The 19,809-nt window shown below is 43.9% G+C and carries 16 protein-coding genes; all 16 read right to left on the reverse strand.

The window, feature by feature from the left end:
- Positions 1–191: 191 nt before the first annotated feature.
- Complete coding sequence (locus AC0YOA_RS12845; RefSeq protein WP_475786901.1) at positions 192–1,643, reverse strand: FGGY-family carbohydrate kinase; 1,452 nt, start codon at positions 1,641–1,643, stop codon at positions 192–194.
- 51 nt (positions 1,644–1,694) lie between these two features.
- The gene (locus AC0YOA_RS12850) at positions 1,695–2,585 is read right to left on the reverse strand and encodes a carbohydrate ABC transporter permease (RefSeq protein ID WP_475786902.1); all 891 of its coding nucleotides are present in this window, start codon (positions 2,583–2,585) and stop codon (positions 1,695–1,697) included.
- A 146-nt stretch (positions 2,586–2,731) separates the two neighbouring features.
- Complete coding sequence (locus tag AC0YOA_RS12855) at positions 2,732–3,589, reverse strand: ABC transporter permease (protein ID WP_475787382.1); 858 nt, start codon at positions 3,587–3,589, stop codon at positions 2,732–2,734.
- Positions 3,590–3,662: 73 nt separating this feature from the next.
- Complete coding sequence (locus AC0YOA_RS12860) at positions 3,663–5,336, reverse strand: extracellular solute-binding protein (protein WP_475786903.1); 1,674 nt, start codon at positions 5,334–5,336, stop codon at positions 3,663–3,665.
- Between the two features lie 354 nt (positions 5,337–5,690).
- Entirely contained in the window at positions 5,691–6,398 is a 708-nt protein-coding gene (locus AC0YOA_RS12865) for a glycerophosphodiester phosphodiesterase (protein WP_475786904.1), read from the reverse strand.
- Positions 6,399–6,439: 41 nt separating this feature from the next.
- Positions 6,440–7,054, reverse strand: coding sequence for a histidine phosphatase family protein (locus AC0YOA_RS12870; protein WP_475786905.1), 615 nt, complete (start codon positions 7,052–7,054; stop codon positions 6,440–6,442).
- Positions 7,051–8,058 (reverse strand): NAD(P)-dependent oxidoreductase, encoded by a 1,008-nt coding sequence (locus AC0YOA_RS12875; RefSeq protein ID WP_475787383.1) that lies wholly within the window; start codon positions 8,056–8,058, stop codon positions 7,051–7,053. Before AC0YOA_RS12875 ends, AC0YOA_RS12870 begins: the two co-directional genes overlap by 4 nt.
- 221 nt (positions 8,059–8,279) lie before the next feature.
- Positions 8,280–9,236: a sugar-binding transcriptional regulator gene (locus AC0YOA_RS12880; protein ID WP_475786906.1), complete on the reverse strand. Its 957-nt coding sequence runs from the start codon at positions 9,234–9,236 to the stop codon at positions 8,280–8,282.
- 431 nt (positions 9,237–9,667) lie between these two features.
- Positions 9,668–10,639: an aldo/keto reductase gene (locus AC0YOA_RS12885; RefSeq protein ID WP_475786907.1), complete on the reverse strand. Its 972-nt coding sequence runs from the start codon at positions 10,637–10,639 to the stop codon at positions 9,668–9,670.
- A gap of 356 nt (positions 10,640–10,995) precedes the next feature.
- Complete coding sequence (locus AC0YOA_RS12890; RefSeq protein WP_475770660.1) at positions 10,996–11,259, reverse strand: DUF6171 family protein; 264 nt, start codon at positions 11,257–11,259, stop codon at positions 10,996–10,998.
- A 14-nt stretch (positions 11,260–11,273) separates the two neighbouring features.
- Entirely contained in the window at positions 11,274–12,803 is a 1,530-nt protein-coding gene (locus AC0YOA_RS12895) for an alpha-N-arabinofuranosidase (RefSeq protein ID WP_475786908.1), read from the reverse strand.
- A gap of 54 nt (positions 12,804–12,857) precedes the next feature.
- Positions 12,858–13,676 (reverse strand): carbohydrate ABC transporter permease, encoded by an 819-nt coding sequence (locus AC0YOA_RS12900; RefSeq protein WP_475786909.1) that lies wholly within the window; start codon positions 13,674–13,676, stop codon positions 12,858–12,860.
- 29 nt (positions 13,677–13,705) lie between these two features.
- A complete protein-coding gene (locus AC0YOA_RS12905; RefSeq protein ID WP_475770883.1) occupies positions 13,706–14,641 on the reverse strand; it encodes a carbohydrate ABC transporter permease in 936 nt (311 codons plus the stop codon).
- A gap of 89 nt (positions 14,642–14,730) precedes the next feature.
- The gene (locus AC0YOA_RS12910) at positions 14,731–16,047 is read right to left on the reverse strand and encodes an ABC transporter substrate-binding protein (protein ID WP_475786910.1); all 1,317 of its coding nucleotides are present in this window, start codon (positions 16,045–16,047) and stop codon (positions 14,731–14,733) included.
- 145 nt (positions 16,048–16,192) lie between these two features.
- Positions 16,193–17,821, reverse strand: a complete 1,629-nt coding sequence (locus tag AC0YOA_RS12915; protein WP_475786911.1) for a response regulator transcription factor — start codon at positions 17,819–17,821, stop codon at positions 16,193–16,195.
- Complete coding sequence (locus tag AC0YOA_RS12920) at positions 17,796–19,658, reverse strand: sensor histidine kinase (protein ID WP_475786912.1); 1,863 nt, start codon at positions 19,656–19,658, stop codon at positions 17,796–17,798. Before AC0YOA_RS12920 ends, AC0YOA_RS12915 begins: the two co-directional genes overlap by 26 nt.
- Positions 19,659–19,809: the final 151 nt, after the last annotated feature.

The raw sequence follows: 19,809 nt of genomic DNA on the forward strand, positions 1-19,809 counted from the left end.
AATGCCGAAACTTTTTGATCATGACTCCGTTTTGGTGGGCGACAGGACTGCTTGATTAATCTTGTTCCTGAACCCTTCCGATTTGAGCACAGTCTTGAAGGGATTAGCGTCCATACTGGCAGCGGCAATAACTCTCCTACTCATTGGCTGACCAAATCAATCTCGGGACACACACTTCGTTTCCTGGGGGTTCAAAGATAGCCGTTTTCCTGCAGTTGTTCTTTAAAGCGGTCATAATTCGCCACATACCGTTCAAAGCGCTGATCGCTTAGCGGCTTTGTGGCATGCTCCAATTGAGTCATATTTCGGTTTGCTTCCTCCAAATGAGAGAAGTATGTGCCGGAAGCCGCAAGAATCGCTGCGCCAACGGCCGCTTCAGCATGCTTCATTTTGTATATCGGCTTCTGCATGACACAACTTCTTATACGCAGCCAGGTCCGGCTGTTGCTTGCTCCACCCGCTGTAAATATCTTGGATATCGTTTCGCCCGATAATTGTTCTATGATTTCATATGACAACTTCTCCAGATAAGCAACGCCTTCCATTCGGGAAGCAAACCTTTGAATTTTATTCAAACCCGGCGAATCAAACCCTCTGGCTTTGTCGGAAATAAAGGGAAACCGCTCGCCCGCCTGCTGCAGCGGATACGAGATCCATGGCGTAGGGACTAGTGATTCGGCATGATGGTTTAGTGCTTCCAATTCCTCATCTCCATATTCTGCGGCAATCCAATCGCCCCCTGTATTGCTTGCGCCTCCAGGCATCCAATAGCCTTGCGGATGTTTGTGGTTGTATAGACGGCCATGCGGATCAACAAGCCTGTTTCGCGTAACGCCCTTGATAACCATTGTGGTGCCAATTGTGGTATTCCAGTCCCCTGGCTTGACCGCGCCGGATGCGATTTGAGAAGCACAGCCATCCGTCATTCCGAGCACGACCTTAACCGTACCCGGGAATCCCGTTTGCTTTGCTACCTGCAGATCAAGGCGACCGATGACCGTACCTGGCGGTGAGACTTTTGGAAACCAGGACGCTGGCAAATGAAAGGTATCCGCTATATAGGATGGCCAGCGCGAGGCTTCAAGACTGTAGCCTGATTTCAGGGAATTGGAATAATCGGTCACTCCCCAGACCCCGCTTAATTTCCCGATGATATAATCGGCCGCGTGTGCCCACAGTCTGATCTTGCTTGATTGTTCTGGGAAGCTGCGTGTATACCAGATTATTTTGGGTAACCCGGACGAGCTGGTGAACGTATGATAGCCCTGACTTTCTCCAGCCAACTCTGCTTCATTACACGCTCGTGCTTCCAAATGTGATCGCGGATCACTGTACATCAAGGCTGCGCTTAATGGATGGAAGCTGCTATCCAATGCTATCATTGTTCCTGATGTCGCAGTAACGGAGATCGCTTGAATAGCGTCCGTCATATCCAGCTGTTTCAGGTCAGCAGCTGTCTGTTTCAAACATTGTAAGAGAGTAGACCACCACTCCTGCGGAGATTGCTCCTCTCTTGAACTCACCCATTCAAATCGCTGCGACCGTGACGATAAAACATCACCATGGCCGTCGACGGCCATTACCCGCACGCCTTGCGTGCCTATATCCGCTCCGATAAATACAGGATGGATTTGCTGCTGCACTCCCTCTTCCCCCTTGCTTAATCAGGTTGTCCATTGTTCATTGAACTTGTTTTATTCCTTAACGCTGCCAAGTACAATTCCTTTGGTAAAATAGCGCTGCAGAAAGGGATAAACCATAAGAATGGGTAAGGCACCCAGGAATATTTGTGCAGCCCGTACAGTTCTCGTAGAAATTTTATCGTACTCCTTCAGCGTATCTCCCGTTCCGCTTAGCGAGCTCAGGTCCAGGTCGATTACGATAGTCCGAAGATAGGTTTGCAGCGGATAATGGGTCGGTGTATTCATATAAATCATACCGTCGAACCACGCATTCCAATGGCCGACGATACTGAATAAGCCGATCGTTGCCAGTGCAGGCATCGATAACGGCAGATACACTTTGACCAGCGTTGTCATATGCCCCGCACCATCCATCATCGCAGCTTCATTCAATTCCTTGGGCAACCCCCGAAAAAAGTTCAGCAGCAGCAAAACATGAAACACGGGAACAGCACCAGGAAGGATAAGCGCCCATATCGTATCGAGAATTCCAGTTGCGCGGACAGTCATGAAGGTGGGAATCAATCCGCCATGGAAGAGCATCGTGAATACCAGCAGCCAGGCATACAGCGTACGCTGTGGAAACACCTTCTCTTCCTTTGATAACGGATAAGCCAGCAGAACAACTAATATCATGTTAATGGCTACTCCAAGCAGCACACGCTGCAGCGTTACTCCAATTGAACGAAGAAACTCAATTTTAGTAAGAACAAGCTCATAAGCATTAGTTGTGAATTGCACCGGCCACAATTTAACATATCCACCCGCAACCGCTACGTCGGAGCTGAGAGAGACAGCAAATATATGCAGCACCGGAAATATGCAGGAGAGCGAAAGCAAGACAAGAAACGTATGGTTGCAAAACATGAACAATTTGGATGTGAATGCAGCATTCTGAACCAACAGCCTTCCTCCTCAGGACTAAATGGTTACACACGAATATCTGTTTAAATACGGAGAGCGGAGAGAGGGACGTTGAAGAGCCACAGAAGAGTGCTTCAACGTCCCGCTCCGTCCGGACCAGCAGATTGCTCAAGAAGGCCGCAGCCCTAGAAAATGCGGTAATTCGCAAAGCGGTAGGCTAAAAGATACGAAACCGATATGAGAATAAAAGAAACAACCGATTTGAAAAGACCCACCGCAGTCGCCAATGAATATTGAGCCTTCTGAATACCCATCCGATATACAAGCGTGTCGATGATATCTCCACTTTCATAAACCGCACTGTTATACAGATTGAATACCTGATCGAATCCCGCATTCAGAATTTGACCAAGACTTAGCGTAGCAAGAAGGATGATTACAGGCATCATACCCGGCAGGGTAATATGCCAAATCTGTTTCCATCGATTGGCTCCATCGACAACGGCAGCTTCGTATAAATTCGGGTTAATACTGCTGATTGCCGCTAAATAGACAATTGTGCTGAAACCGAAATCCTTCCATAGATCGGTACCTACAAGAGTATATGGAAATATTTTGGGGTCACCGAGGAAAAATACAGGTTGAAATCCCAGCCATTGCAGTGATAAATTAACAATTCCCGTAGACGGAGACAATATATCGATGAGAATACCGCCCAATATAATCCATGACAGGAAATGCGGCAAATAAATAAGAGTCTGTATACTTCGTTTGATAAACCGGATACGGATTTCATTGAGCAGTAGAGCTATCAGAATCGGAAATACAAGCCCCGCGATTACCTTCATCACCGCAATGTATATGGTATTCCATATGACCTGATATATATTAGGCAGCGCCATCATGTATTTGAAATTATCCAAACCAACCCATTTCGACCCGAACAATCCATGTGTAGGCTTGAAATTCTGAAAGGCGAGCGTGATGCCGAACATAGGAATGTAATGGTACACAATGAGTAAAGCAAATCCGGGTAAAATCATCAAATGCAGCGGCAATCGTGAAGACCTGATTGTCCGTAAATCCCCCACTCTTCATCACTCCTTACCTTCCATCCTATTTTTTCTGCTGGGCATACCATTCGTTTACTTCATCCGTGATTTCTTTACCACCGAGTTTATTCCAGTCCTCGACGTACTTGTCAAACAAATCGAGCGAGCCTCCGAGCAAAATTTTATTGAATACTTGACTCGTCAAGTCGTTCAGGGTACTGCTCCTGTCCGCCATCATATCTGAAGGAAGCCCGTAATACTCATCATAGTTGAACAGGTTTTCATTCATATATTTGTCGATAACCGTCTCCGCTCCATCAGGACCGAATATTTTCGCATAACGCCACATGGACTTGTCGCCAGCCTGATACTGCTTCACCTGTTCGTAATAGCCTCTGCCTTCGGGATTCAGCTTGCTTTCGTCCCCATTCAATGCCGCTTTAATTGCAAGATGGTGTTCAAGGTTCTTCGTGGCACCGAATGTTCTTACCTCCTGGTACAAGTAGACGGCATAGTCCCCATCGTACATGTATTTGAAGTCCGCTGTTTCCCCGAACATCTTCTCTACGTACAGATTCATCATTTTAATAATGGCTTCCGGATTTTTACAGTCTTTATTTACGACCCAATATGCGCCAGGCATTGCGGACACCTGTGGCATAGCCGGCTTATCGTCGACAGAGGTGAGAGGATACATCTCCCAGACCATGCCTGGATCGTTCTCCACGGCTCTGTTCAATTTATTCAACGGCTCAGAGAAGCCACCGTAAAACATGCCGATCTTGCCGGCAACGATATCCTGGAGCAGCAGTTCGGCTGTTTTCACTGTGAATTCCTTGTCGATTTCGCCTGTTTTTATGAGCTCCTGAAGCTTGCCGAGCGCCTGTTTCATTTCTGGTTGAAGATTACTCATAACAAGTGCGTTGCCGCCGGAATCCTTCACCCACATGTTCTTATTCGCGTGATAACTGTTGAAGAATCCTGTCATGCCGCCGAACCCGCCGAAAATATTCTGGTAGAAGCCAATCCCGAACGTATCGCTCTTGCCATCTTTGTCCGGATCGTCATTTTTAAATGCTTTAGATATGGCCAATACATCGTCCATGGTCTTCGGTGGCTGCAAGCCCAGGTTATCCAGCCAATCTTTGCGTATCCAGAGCATCTGAGCCCCTTCGCTTGGCGAACTGACATATGGAATGGCCATCAGCTTCCCGTCAATTGCAGCCGATTCCATACCTACGCCCCCATCACTACGGAGCTTCTCATCGGCAAGCTGCGAGATATTATTTTTATATACGTCGGTCAGATCGGCAGCCACTCCGGCATCGACCAGCTGCTTGAGCTGAGCCGGCTGTACCCGGAAGATATCCGGCAAATCGCCTGATGCAATCGAAACATTCAGTTTTTCATAATAAGCCGTTCCATCTGTCACCCATTTATTATCAATTTTGACCCCATACGTTTCCTCCAGCAGCCTTGAAAAAACATTATTGTCCAGCGAGTCACCTTCCGGGAAGGTAAGTGCACCCGGCATTTCGCGTACCATCGAAACGGTGATTGGTGGATCGTATTTGCCACTGGCGTTTGGCTGCTCTTCGTTTCCTGCTTGACCGACGTTTTCCTGTTCTTGTACAGGCGCATTTACTTTTCCATTGGTATTGCTTGAGCAGGCGGATAACAAAAGTGTAATAGCCAGAATAATTGATGTTGCGGTAAAGTAGAATCGATTCTGATTCACTATAATTCCTCCATTTGATTCTCATATTTTCATAAAAGTAAACGCTTTCAATTTACAATCGTTCTCTCAGCCGAATACACATTTGGATACCAACGGCCCAGAACGAATAGACGATCTCTCAACTATGTAAGCCCACCTCCTTGCAAATGCTTATGGTTCGAGTGACCATTATTAACTTTGGACATTTGCTCAGTTTTGGATTATTTGACCACGCCATGATCTTAGCATACCCTCAAATGAGTCGTCAACAATCTGATTGTAAAGAATTGGTTGAGCCTAAATTCGAGCCGCACATACAAAGAAGCATTATATCAGCACACTGATATAATGCCTCGAATGGATATTCTCCCCGCTTTAGCGGGACTCCAGAAATGATTTCCATCGTTCCAATTGATTGGTGCAAATCAAAGCAGACGGGTATCTGCTCATCACAAGTTCCATCTCCACATAACTATCAACAGGCCATGCAATCAGTTGAAGCCCTTTTTCCTCAATCATCCTGGCATATTGCTCCGTCAGGAAAGAGAGCCTTACCGCCAAATAACTGGCCTGAATTTCCTTAACAAAAGGAAACACGTAGGGCAAGCTGCCATGAAAGACCAACCCGATTGGAATATCCCTATTCAATTCGCGCAGGCGGGCCAAAGAAAAATGATCAAACGAAATGACATATACCTGTTCGATCATTCCCACCTTGAGAACCACATCAAGCACCGCTTGTTCAAGACCCGGATACAGGTCCCCTTCCTGCTTCATCTCGATACTGACAATGATCCGATCCTTCAACAAAAGAAGCGCTTCCTCCAAAGTAGGAATCACTTCCGTCTCACCAATCCTAAACTGACGGAGCTCAGCAGCTGTATAGTCCTTCACATATCCGGATCCATCTGTCATTCTCTCAAGTGTCTTGTCGTGTATGACTACAGGTACTCCGTCTTTACTAAGATGCACATCCAGTTCCAAATGGCTGAAAGACAACTCGCACGCCGATTGAAAGGATGGCAATGTGTTCTCATGATATTTGACCGGATAACCTCTGTGCGCTATGCCTCTTACAGTCATTCTTAGTCCCTCCCAGGCTACTTAGCCAACTTATCAGGTCGTTACCCAAAGCTGTCGTATCTGCTGTTCAGCAGCAGGATGCGCATTTCCTCTTCGTGAACCTCCAGTACAGAAACACTCGCATTATGGATGTTCAGCTTTCTGTAACCTCCAAGCGCCATTCCTAATATACCTGCCACCAGAATCCTTATAGCTGTACTATGACTGACTACGAGAATCCGTTTATCGGGCTGCTTAGCATATTGATCCGTCATAAATTCAAACATGCGTTTATATACCGAAGCTGCCGTCTCTCCTGTATCTCCGGCTCCCACCACCACTGGATTATTACACCAATTCCTCCAGATATCCGGATATTGCTCCACGATTTCACGAGCCTTCAACCCATCCCAAAGACCAAAATCAATCTCTGTCAGCCGTCGGTCCTGAATGACGGTCAACTGCCTCTGCTCTGCGAATGGGATAGCTGTATGCACCGCTCTTTGCAGATTGGAAGCATACACCAGATCGATGGGAACGGACTTCATGAAGGTAGAAGCAAGATCTGCTTGCTCCACTCCACGGGGGGATAACGCAATATCAGATAGGCCGCAATAACGATTATGATCACGGTTCCATTGGGTTTCTCCATGTCTCATCAAATAGATTCGGGTCAAGAGCTCCCACGCTCGCTTATAAGGACAGACCGATTAAACAGCTGCCGGATTTCAGTGTTATTTTGTGAAAACCACTTTTCCAGCGCATCATTCATAATGGCGACGCTATATCCATCAACCTCGTAAGAAGCACCTGCAATGTGCGGGGTCGCATAGACATTGGGAAGATTTATCAGTTCGTAATCCGACTCGTCCGGAGGTTCGTGGTAGTACACATCCATTACAGCACCTGCGATGCGCTTCTCCTTCAATGTTTTGAACAAAGCTTCCCGGTTAACGACTGCTGCACGTGCACTGTTAACAAACAGAGCATTTGGCTTCATCAGCTTAAACAAGGATTCATCAATTAATCCAATCGTTTCATCGGTTACCGGCAAGTGAATGGACACAATATCACTTGTTGAGAATAATTGTTCTAACCCGCATGATGAATAATCCGTCTTTGGTAATTGCTTTATATAGGGATCAAAGTATTGGATCTTACATGAGAAGCCTTTAAGAACCGCCGCAACTCTTTGCCCAACTCCCCCAAATCCGACAATGCCCACCGTCTTGCCGCAGAGCTCGTGCCCACGGAACTGGAGATATGATTCATGCGCATCTCCCTTCCACTCCCTGGATTTCAGCCACTGCTCTCCTTCACGCATTTTCCTTAAAAATACAATTAATCCCGCTGCCACTAGTTCAGCCACTGCCTGTCCGTTTCGTGCGGGGGTATGAAATACCGGAATCCCCTTTTTTGTTGCGCTTTCAACGTTTACGTTTGAAGGTGTTCCCCGGCATACACCGATAAATATCAAGTTGGTGGAGCTGATCACCGCATCATCCACATGATCATGTTCCGTAATCAAGGCATCCGCATTCGTTTCTTTCAGCAGTTGAAGCAATTCATCGGCATGAAAGGCTCTGCCATGATCCTTCCATGGTCTGAAGTGCACGTTTCCATAACGCCCTACTTCTTCCAACGCCTCCGGTGTATAAGGGGCCGTCACTAAAATATTCATTAGAATCCCTCCTTTCATAAGTCTTCCTTGGTTAATGAACATTTGTCCAAGTTTGACTAATTTGTCCGATTTATTCATACTACCATTTTTCTTTTTTTCTGTAAACGGATTTCTCCCTGTATAAATTAATCCTGATTTCCAACCAAACAAAAGTAAGCCAGCAATCACTTTTAAGGTGATTACTGGCTTGAACGCTGTATGTTTGCCCATTTGCCGCACGATTAAGTATGTTCCAGCAGTGATTCCGCTGTTTCTTCTGACGTGATCAGCACGTGAACAAGTCCACCATTCAAAGCACCGAGAATGGACTTCGTCTTACCGACTCCGTGGGCAGTACCAATACGCATCCCTATTCGCAGGAAATCCTCCGGTGAAGCACCGACAATTCTGTCACTGAGATCTTTATTCGAAAACTTGCCTTCCTCGTTGAAAAAATGAAAAATAACATCGCCGACACTTGCAGAGGACAGCATACCGCTATCCAAGCCGCGAACCAGACCCGAAGATATAATGGTCGCATCTTCTCCAGTGCCGCCTATGCCCACTACCGCAGCGGATACATTGCTGATCTCCTGTACAATATCCTGAATGCTTGGATCCGTGAGAAAATTATTCTTGCTTTCCTCACTCGCTGCCACCGCCGGCGCAGGAAACAAAAGCGGCCTGCCCCGCAAAGCCTGTGCCCACAATTGAATGACCGACGCTGCCGGAATCAGCTCTTCTTTGGCACCGGAACCTCCCGAGAGCTGCACGATTTTCAAATCGGGACGGGAGTCGCATAAATGCATTTGGGTTCCGATCTCATATAACGTCCTTCCCCAGCCTAATCCTATGGTCCCATGTGTTGGAAGCACGGAGTTGAGATATTGGCTGGCCAGCGTTTCGTAAGAATTAGCCGACTCTTCCTTTCGGAACACGACGCAATCCTTTAAGTTATATTTGCCCGAGATCCGTTGTTCAAGTGCGGTGCATCGTGAATTTTCCAAATCCGAACGAATATGAAATTGAATGATGCCCCGATCCCGGGCTTCACTAAGAAACCGGGCTACTGAAGATCGCCCAATTCCTAACTGATCCGATATTTCCTGCTGATTCATGTTAAGCATATAATACATCCGCGCAACACGTTCGAGAAAGCTGTCTTTCGATATTTGTTCATTATTAAATGTTTTTACCATATCTGCCCCAATCCATTACCTTTCTAAACATATGTTCATCTTTTAACCATATGTCCATTATCTTAGCATGTGGGTATCTTTTTATCAAGAATACTTTGGAATACCCCTATTCATCCAAACTTCAACTTGCCAGATGGCAAAACGACCGGGGTACAGGGCATTTCCCTTATCATGCGCAATGGTCTGAATATCCGCCGCGCCACTCGTTCATGGTAAGCTTGCTTTTATCCGTTTATGAGAGCAAAAGTGAAAAGAGAGCCGCAATCGGCCCTCTTTTCACTTTATCGCATTGACGGATGTTATTCTATTATGCAATTATGCAGCAATCTTAAGACCGTTTACAACATTGTAATGAACATCACATATAGTTGGGATTGCCCCGATCATCAAGCCAAAGCTGAGCAGGCGTAATAAATCTTTAGGCACTTTTACTACATGACTTCTTCCGAACGATCGGTTGCCGGCGGAGGAGTGATGGAAATGGCCGATATTTCATTTCTCCACTCCGGAGTCATGTTAATTTCAAGTGCTGAGAGAGAGTATTCCAGCTGTTCCAAGTTTCTTGCCCCGATAATCGGTGCCGTAATCGCCGGGTGTGACATAACCCATGAAACAGCGAGAGTCGCAGGATGAATCCCTTGTTCTTTGGCATAGGCGCTGAAACGGTCTGCCACTTCAAAGTTCATCTGATCGGCATACCGGGCTGTATACATTTTTTGCTCGATTAAACGTCCTTGCTCTGGTTTGCGATTGACCCCGTACTTACCCGTTAAAAGCCCGCCGCCCAGAGGGCTATAGGAAATGACCCCGATTTGTTCAGACTCAGCAAGAGGCAGTATTTCCACCTCGGATTGACGTTTCACCAAGTTGTACATAGGTTGGATTAATTCAAAACGTGCGAGTTGTTCCCTTGCCGAAATGCCCAATGCCTTGGTGATTTGCCATGCAGCCCAGTTGCTGACAGCAGGATATAAGATTTTTCCTTGATCCTGCAAGTCATCAAGGGCACGAAGCGTTTCTTCCATCGGTGTTAAATGATCGAATTGATGAACAAAATAAAAGTCAATACGGTCTGTTTCCAAACGTTTTAAACTATTTTCGACCTCTAGCATAATATGACGACGGGAGAGTCCTTTTGCATTAATATCTTTTCCCATGGGGTTAAACACTTTTGTTGTCAGTACTATTTCATCACGGCAATCTTTTATACAAGAACCTAATATTTTCTCTGAAGCACCAATGCCGTAGGCATTTGCGGTATCGAAAAAGTTAATGCCTGCCTCACGGCAGCGGTTAAACATTTTTTTGGATGTTTCCTCATCTGCATTCCCCCCGAAAGACATGGTTCCGAAACACAAACTTGAAACTTGAATTCCTGTTTTGCCGATTGTGCGATAGTCCATCCGTATCATCTCCAATTTTTGTATTATATTTAGTTTACCTGATTCAATAAACAAACAATAGCAAGAAGTCCGATATTGAGCAATAGTACGAGAAGCACTTTATGATAGGACCTGACAAAATCCCCTAGTAGAGAGATTGGCTGTTTGCCTCCACGCCATCCAGTCCCGCTTTATTCTACAATAAAACCGAAAGAGGAGCTGCCCGAAGCAAGCTCCTCCACTATGGGATATATGTTCAATGAGCAGCTTTTTAGCTGCGGTGCAGTTCACCATAATCTGCCTTATCGTCGTAGAGCCTGGTTATACGGATCAATTCCCTTGCAGGATGCACCCCCCTATGGTTGATTGGTGTTAATTTACCATTTGGGCTGCAAAGGATAGGGGCAGTGTCTCCCATCAATTTTCGTTCTGATTTGCACGAGACAACCACAATATTTACAAGTGCCTCCGTGTGCATAAGCAGTGCAGCTCATACATAGAGAAAGCCTTCTATTACTCGTTTCCTCATCCACAAACAGAATATGTCTCGCTTGTACCAATTGCCGCAGCATTTCCTCTATTTTATCCTGAGTTACTTCAATATTTTCGGAGCAGTTTCTGCATGGATTTTGTGTTGTCATTTTGTCCCCTCCAGTCAAACCAACGTCAGTACAACAACGGACATAGGCGGAATATCAGCACTCAACCCTCCCTCATTCAGCTGCATTTTGTTAAACACCGCGGGCTTGACCTGTTCCGGTTGATCGAACGTATTATGACTGTTCATTGAGGACGACGTTAATATCCTGCCAGATACTTGCTTGGCTGCAAATCCTCCGGTATCGCATTCCACTTGAGCGTTATTATGAGGGTCTGTATTGCACAGGGTGATATTCAGCCTGCCGACAGTATCGATAGAAGCCGATACACTAAGCTGAGGAACATCCTCCTCTCCAAAATTGTATCTACTTGAATTAAGCTCAATCGGCTGCAATATGGCATCCTGGTGCACCTTGAACATTTCGAAAACATGATAAGTTGGTGTAAGTATCATCTGATCGCCTTCCGTCAAAATAACGGCTTGCAAGACATTAATCGTTTGTGCAATGTTAGCCATTCTTACACGGTCGCAGTGGTTGTTGAATATATTCAGGCTGATCCCTGCAGAAACAGCATCCCTCAATGTATTTTGCTGAAACAGAAAGCCCGGATTGGTACCCGGTTCGACATCAAACCAGGTTCCCCATTCATCAACGATCAATGCTACCTTCTTGTCGGGGTCATATTTGTCCATAATCGCCGAGTGTTTCTCAACAAGCTCTTCCGTGTAGTAAGCGGCTTTCATAATGCCAAACCATTCGCTCTCATCGAAGTCAACCGCCTGGCCTCGCACCGCCTTAGAGTCTTTTACGTAAATCTTGTTTCCGTCCTCCCCCTCTATGACGATGCTGTGGTCTCTTACTCTCGTATAATAGTGGAGCGCCAGCCCATCCATAAAGAGGCCCGCTTCCCTCATCAGAACTTCTGTCCAGTGATAATTGTCCCCACGGGGACCGGCAGCGATTTTATAGATGGAATTGTCTCCATAATCCCGAACATATAAGCTGTATTGTCTGTATAGATCAGCATAATACTCCGCTCGCATTCTACCACCGCAGCCCCAGTTTTCATTTCCTACTCCAAAATAGGTTAGCTTCCACGGCTTCTTTCTACCATTAGCTTTCCGCAGGTCTGCCATAGGCGATTCACCTTCAAAGGTCATATATTCGACCCATTGTTGCATCTCATGAACCGTTCCACTTCCTACATTTCCGCAAATGTAAGGTTCGGTATCCAGCAATTCGCACAAATCATAGAATTCATGGGTTCCAAAATGATTATTCTCTACCACGCCACCCCAATGCGTATTAATCATATGCGCTCTTTCTTCCTTGGGCCCTATGCCATCCTTCCAATGGTATTCATCGGCGAAGCATCCTCCCGGCCATCGCAGGATAGGAATATTCATTTCTTTCAATGCATGAACAACATCACTTCTCATTCCTCGAATATTGGGAATATCGGAATCCTCTCCTACCCAAACACCCTCATAAATACATCGTCCCAAATGTTCGACAAAATGTCCGTAAATGTTCCTGTCGACCTTGTGGACTCCTGTGTTCGTGTTGATTTTTAACGTATTCATTTTATCAGCCTCCTGAGTTCTAAATTTCAAGATTAAAATAATCAAGTATACGTCTTAACCTTTAACTCCACCAGCTGCCAATCCTGAAATAAAAGCCTTTTGATTCAACAGAAATAAGATAATAATTGGTATAATGGCCAGGACAGCTCCTGATATCAACATGTCGTAATTGTTCCCGTAAGGCGACATTAGGGAGGCAAGACCTATCGGGATCGTAAACATGGTATTTGTGCGCAGCACGATCAAAGGCCATATGAAACTGTTCCAGTTCTGCATGGCAAGTAGTATCCCCATAGCTCCAAAGGCTGGCTGCATTAGAGGCGCCATAATTCTAAAAAATATACCAAACTCGGTGCAGCCATCCACCCTCCCGGCATCCATAAAATCCTTGGAAATCCCCCCCACATACTGTCGGAAGAAAAATATCGCCATGGGCGACACCATAAAGGGAAGAATCACTCCATAATACGTATTGATGATGCCCATACCGACAATCAGCTTGTATAAAGGAAGAATAAGAATTTCAAGCGGTACCATCATGACAAACAGCACCAAGGTAAAAATAATGTTCCTTCCCTTAAAGTAATAGGCTCCTAGACCATAGCCCACTAATGAAGAAAGAAACAGTGAGCTCACGGTATGAAAGGCGGTAATAAGAAGGCTGTTCCTGTACCAGTATAAATAAGTATCGCCTTTGCCGGTGAAAAGCAGCTTATAGTTATCAAGACTCATCAAGCTCGGTATAATTCTGAAATCCATCCCGTTTCTGAACAGCTCCGTGGAACTCTTGAACGAAGCCATAAGCATGTAATATAGCGGAAACAAGATGATAAAGCAGACGATCATGAAGAAAACAGTATTCAATAAGGTCATGCACTTCCTTCTAAGTTTAATATTCACACTCAGTCGCCATCCTTTTTGAAGAGTCCGAACCACTTCAACTGCACCAGGTTAATGGTAAGCACAATCATAAGCAGTGTAATTCCTATAGCCGATCCCATACCCATATCATTGCGCTGGAATGCCTGCTGGTAAATATACCTTACAATGGTAAGTCCAATATCCCCCGGCATTCCTTCATTCCAGAATACAAAGCTTTCCCCGAACATCCTGTATCCTTCAAAAATACCAATTGTCAAAGTATAGATGATAATAGGTTTTAAAAGCGGTAAAGTGATTGTATATAACCTGGTAAATGCACTGGCTCCGTCTATTTCTGCAGACTCGTACAATTCCTTCGGGATGCTCTGAAGGCCGGCAAGATAGTACACCATATTGATCCCTGCATGTCGCCAAACGGTCAAGATCACCATCAGCATCATCCCGGTACTATAGTTCAACATCCATTTTTGTGGAGAAAACCCCAATTTGATCAACAGAGAGTTAATTAAGGCAGTATCAAGCTCGCCAAACATTAACCTGAAGGAAACGCCTGCAACAATAACCGAAGTCAAAGCCGGCAAAAAGATAACCGATTTGAACAACGTTTTGCCCTTTGTCAGCTGTGAATTCAGCAGCACGGCAAATACGATGGGGATCGGAATCAACACTATAATCGATAAAATTGTATAAATAGTAGTCGTTAGCAAGGCGTTATAAAAATGCTCATTGAACAGTCTCGAATAGTTATCAAATCCTATAAACCTTGCATTATTGAGCCCCAACACCTCCTGAAAGCTCATCTTGAAGGTTGAAATCGTAGGATATAAAAAAAATATGAGAAAAGACAGAATAAAAGGTGAGACAAAGATGTACGGTGTCCATTTTCCCGAATAAAAAATGCTTCTAAAATTGAACCGTTTCTTCATCATTCTTTGGCTGAAACCGGAATTGTTCATACCTCTTAACAAACTTCCACCTCCTTTCTGTAGCTCAGCTGCAAATAGAAACTTTTAGCTTCACATGCATTTAACCGGTTTCATTATTTTTACTGCTTGCGCAGCTCATCGGCAGCAGTCTTTAATGCCTGTTCCGGGGTTTGGCTCTGTTCTTTCAGCGACTTGAACAAGACATTCGACTTTACAATGTCCTGGGAAGCGGAGCTCAATTCTCCCATATTAGGGGATTTAATCTCTTCTTTCATGTTAATAAGCACATTGAATACTTTTTCATTACTGAAGTACGCATCAGGATTCTGAAGCTCTGGAGAATCCCATACGTCCCATCTTATTGGGTCAAACTTCAGTTCCTGCCATATCCTTATATTCGACTCTTTGGAGAGTTTGGCATAAGCGAGGAATTTAACGGCAATTTCCTGATTCTTGCTCTGCTTGGTAACAGCTGTACCCGTCCCCCCCATTCCGGCAGACCTCGCGTTGCCTTCCTCCCAGATTGGCATCGGACGGACAACAATTTTACCTTTTAAATCCGGCATATAGTCTAAAAACCTGCTCATGTACCACATTGGCATAATCAGTGAAGCCATTCCGCCTTTATTCATATAGGTAAAAAATTCCTCGGAGCCTGTAGCGCCTCCTGGCATGGGAATGGCAATTTTATCCTTATAGATCATATCCTGCATAGATTGCAGAGTCTTTATATTGATTGCGTTGTCAAGAATAACCCCGCCGTCTTTATCAAGATAGTCAGAGTCCTGCTGAACAATCATTGGCCAGAACGGCCTCTGGTCGGTAACCTCGAAAGCCGTCATGGGCTTACCTGTGGCTGCCAAAACCTTTTTCCCCGCTTCGATATAGTCACTCCAGGTCTTAATGTTATCCGCACTCACACCGGCTTTATCCAAAATTTCCTTGTTGTAATAAACCACTGTAGCACCTACGTGGAAGTCAATACCGTAATATTTTCCATCTTTACTGTAAATATCGAATCGGGATTGAATGAACTTATCTAACTCGGGTTCGATGATGTTATTCAATTCTAATAATTGAATATCACCTTTCAGAAAGTTTTGGAAGAAATTGATGTTTATATCGGCAATATCCGGTGCGCCAACTCCCGATTGCAAGGCAATCAAAAGCTTGTTATGCATTTCTGCGTTGGGGTAAGTATCAATGGATAATTCAACAGGCTCGTTGGGATTGCTTTTATTCCAAAGTTCAACCGTCTTTTCATAGTATCTTTTGTGCTGCTCCTGAAATGTCCACAATGACAACTTAGTCGGTTTCTGAGATTGATTAGTCCCACTTTGGGATGATTGTTCCTCCCCGCCGCTGTCGCTGCACGCTGATAAAATGGATGAAAGTAAGAACAGAATAGATACGGCAATAATGGAAACCCTTTTCATATGCTTCCCCCTCATATAAATGAATGTAGCGAATATGGCTACCCGCCTATATCTAATTATAAAAACCCATCCACCTATTTCGAACTCCAATTATTTGTACTCTACTCTAACTTTTTGATGTGGCATGGCATTGGGATGTCTCTGTTTACCTGCGGTAGGCAAGCTCATATTCAAGGGGCGTCATGCCCGATACCTCTTTAAATACCTTAAAAAAGTAGTTATAATTGTTAAAACCCACCTGACTTACAATTTCTTTTAGCTTTAGTTCACCATTTTCTATATGTAGTTTGGCATTTTCGACCCTGACATGGTTCAAGTATTCGGCAAAGCCCATCCGGCACTCCTCTTTAAAAAGCCTGCTGAGATAAGAGCTGCTTACCCCAGCGAAGTCGGCCGCATCGATTAAAGAAAGATCCTTTCCGAAATTACGATGAATAAATTCGACAGCCTTCTTAGTAATTCTGCTTAGTCGGTTGTCTATTTTTATCCGCTCCAGCATAGCAATCAATTTACGGTTAAGGCTCAGAACCCAGTTCTTAATTTCCTCGAGGGTCTCATATTTCTGGATCATATTGTAGGGATTATCCTCACTGGCATAAAGCTTAGACATCTCAATACCGGTATCTTTGGAAACTTTATTGACAATATTGATTAATTCCACACATATTATTTGAGTTGATTTACTGCTTAATCGTAAAGTTACGATTTTATTAAAGGTTTTCTCAATCAGTCTCTCCGTGCTCTCGTATTCCAAATTTCTAAGAGCCGTATATATAGCTTTTTCATCCTTGATATCCAGGCAAAAGAAGCCCTCCTCATGCTTTTCGCTTGCATTTTCGAAAAAAATTTCGTTTTTCCCCTTATAAAACTTGTCCTTCAATCTGGAATTTGCTTCGCTATACGCTTGATATAGATCGAGTATTCCCTTGCAATCATTACTTACACCAAAACATGCCGTTATGTTCAAATATCTGGTAATCTCCGACCTTATTCTGTTTAAAATAGTATAAAGTTTATTATATATATACATCATGCTGATGTTCTTGCCTAAAGAAAAAATCACAATAAATCTCCCTTTTATATCCTGGAAAATGACTGATTTCTCCCAATCGGCGAGTATCTCCTTAGATATATCCATACAGGTTTTCAACAAAATATCTATTTCTTTGGGGGAGAACTTTTCTTCAATTAAGCGAAAGTCATCAATCTCAATAACAGTTACAGCCAAGCTCTGCGTATCGATTTTTATCTCAAGGGAGTCTAATTTGTTCTTAATCTCATGGATATCTGACAGGCTTCCCTCTATGAGCTTGTGAAAAAACTCATGACGCAGAACCACCCTCCCATTTAAAAGCTCTTTGTTAAACTCACTCTGTCTGTCGCGTTCATTTTTATAATGCATTATGGAGCCTCGGGCTGCCTCAAGTATATCCAGCAAAACGACAGCATCCAGCCGGTGCTTCAGCACATAGTCGATGGCCCCCTTTTTCATACTCTGCCTAACATAATCGAAATCGTCGAATGCGCTTATAGCAATAATCCTGACTTGCGGACAGTGTTTTTCTATATGTTCGATCAGTTCTATGCCATTCACTACAGGCATGTTCATGTCGGTGATAACGATATCAGGCAGTTCATGCTGTAGTAAATGAATTGCGTTTGTTCCGTTATTGGCTTCCCCCGAAATATAAAATCCATTGCATTCCCAGTCGATCATAGTTTTCAAGTCTGTCCGTGAAAAGGCATTATCATCCACTATAAGTACCTTCAGCATATTGGTCGACCTCCTTCTCTCCTGCGGCAGGAATCGTAATCTCTACAGTAGTAAACAGGTTCGAAGCGCTTTGGATGGAAATCCCGTATTGCTCCCCGAAATACAGCTTGATTCTTTCATCAACATTACGAATGCCAATACCGCTCAGGCTTCTTTCCTTAATTGGCAGGTTCCCCCGCAATAAATGGTTCATAACCTCGCTAGCCACCCCGACCCCGTTATCGGTGATAGATATTTTCAATTCGTTCTCCACCCTGTAGCCTTTGATGATGATCAAGCCCTGCCCCTCCGCAGGCTCAAGCCCGTGCAGCAGTGAATTTTCCACGATCGGCTGCAATATAAATTTTAATATTTGGCAGTCTAGAACGCCTTCCTCCATCTCAAAATGAACCTTGAACTTATCATAATATCTGTATGTCATTATATTTAAGTAGCTTTTTACATATTCGATCTCTTCCCTTAAGCTGATTAGTTCACTTCCTTTTCCCATGCTTGCGTGCAGCAGTTCGATAAGTGAGGTAATAATGCTTGCTATATTGTCCGCCTTCTGTTTATTAGCAAGCCACCTTATGGTATTCAGAGTATTAGAAAGAAAATGCGGGTTTATTTGCGCCTGAAGGGTTTTCAGCTCTGCAAGCCTTTTCAAATTTTCTTTTCTTTTGACTTCATCAATAAGGAATTGAAGTTCCCTCACCATAGTATTGAATTTGGTCGTTACTACCCCTAGCTCATCACGGCTATTGTCCTCAATCTGAACTAAAAATTCGCCTGTTTTTACGTTATTCATGGAATCGACCAGCTGTTTTAAAGGCATTGAGATACTTTTGGATACGATAAGGGAAAGAAGGAGCGCAAGTAGAAAACATACAATTCCCAAAATAGTAATATAAATACCTATGCGAATGGACTCCTCGTTCAGATAGGAAAACGGTATCGTACTAACTACATACCAGTCGGCGCTTGGTATATAGTTATAGGCAATTAAATTCCGTTTTCCCGAGACTGTACTATTAAATGAATATATATCTTTTTCTTTATTTTGTTTAATCTTCTCAATGAGAGAGCTGTCAAGATACGTCTTGGCAACTTGCATTTCAGGGCTCCGGCTGGAAATAACCGTACCTTTTCCATCCAATATAAAAACATCGGCACCGTCTCCAATGTCTATATCCTGATACTTTTTTAAAATATATTTCTCATTCACTCTGATCATAATATACCCAAGGGGTATTCCCTGCCGCAGTGACTTAAGGCTTCTCGATAGCAGGATACCGTACTTACCGTAATTATTTATTCTATAGTCCGAATTCCAAGAAACTTCTTCATTACTCCTATCCTCAATTGTCCATATGGGAATACCGTTATTGAACAGCGTCTCCTCAAAAATACGGTTTAAATAGTCAGGCTGCAGTTTAAATTTAAAATTAAAGTCCCCAAAAGCAATGATTTTCTCTTTGTTCCTTGTATACAGGAGCACATCCGAAATGCTGCGATAAAAGGTAAATCTTTTGACCAGAACATCATGCATTTTTAACTCAATATCATTTTTTTCCCATTCGTTGAGCTTATGAAAGGAAAGCAGCGTATTTTGAACGATATCCAGGAAGGCAATATCAATGCTGTCATTTTCAATTCGGACAAGTTCATTTTGAATATTTTCACTCACCTGATTCATCACCTGGATCGAATAAGTGCTTATCTTGGTCTTCATGGCTTCACTTGATTTATAGTACGTAAAAAGTCCGGTGATTAGTAATGGAACCAATGATAGAACAGCGAAGGAGACGACCAGTCTGTTTTGAATCTTTATCTGTCTAATAAGGCGATCCATCTTCATTCTCGCATTTCACCCTCTAGTACTCTCTTTTTCACTACTCTCATAATTATTATATAAAAACCCGCATATGCTTAGACTCACGCATAAAAATTCGTTAAGGAACAGACAAGATGCTTACCTGACCAGTCGCTTTCGATGAGTTACGAGAATA

The sequence above is a fragment of the Paenibacillus sp. JT22N12 genome (assembly GCF_056269365.1).

Excerpts from the sequence above, each read along its gene's own strand:
- AC0YOA_RS12855 (WP_475787382.1), bottom strand. The coding sequence starts at position 3,589 with ATGATTTTACCCGGATTTGCTTTACTCATTGTGTACCATTACATTCCT.
- AC0YOA_RS12865 (WP_475786904.1), bottom strand. The coding sequence starts at position 6,398 with ATGACTGTAAGAGGCATAGCGCACAGAGGTTATCCGGTCAAATATCAT.
- AC0YOA_RS12875 (WP_475787383.1), bottom strand. The coding sequence starts at position 8,058 with ATGAATATTTTAGTGACGGCCCCTTATACACCGGAGGCGTTGGAAGAA.
- AC0YOA_RS12880 (WP_475786906.1), bottom strand. The coding sequence starts at position 9,236 with ATGGTAAAAACATTTAATAATGAACAAATATCGAAAGACAGCTTTCTC.
- AC0YOA_RS12885 (WP_475786907.1), bottom strand. The coding sequence starts at position 10,639 with ATGGACTATCGCACAATCGGCAAAACAGGAATTCAAGTTTCAAGTTTG.
- AC0YOA_RS12890 (WP_475770660.1), bottom strand. The coding sequence starts at position 11,259 with ATGACAACACAAAATCCATGCAGAAACTGCTCCGAAAATATTGAAGTA.
- AC0YOA_RS12895 (WP_475786908.1), bottom strand. The coding sequence starts at position 12,803 with ATGAATACGTTAAAAATCAACACGAACACAGGAGTCCACAAGGTCGAC.
- AC0YOA_RS12900 (WP_475786909.1), bottom strand. The coding sequence starts at position 13,676 with ATGACCTTATTGAATACTGTTTTCTTCATGATCGTCTGCTTTATCATC.
- AC0YOA_RS12905 (WP_475770883.1), bottom strand. The coding sequence starts at position 14,641 with ATGAACAATTCCGGTTTCAGCCAAAGAATGATGAAGAAACGGTTCAAT.
- AC0YOA_RS12910 (WP_475786910.1), bottom strand. The coding sequence starts at position 16,047 with ATGAAAAGGGTTTCCATTATTGCCGTATCTATTCTGTTCTTACTTTCA.
- AC0YOA_RS12915 (WP_475786911.1), bottom strand. The coding sequence starts at position 17,821 with ATGCTGAAGGTACTTATAGTGGATGATAATGCCTTTTCACGGACAGAC.
- AC0YOA_RS12920 (WP_475786912.1), bottom strand. The coding sequence starts at position 19,658 with ATGAAGATGGATCGCCTTATTAGACAGATAAAGATTCAAAACAGACTG.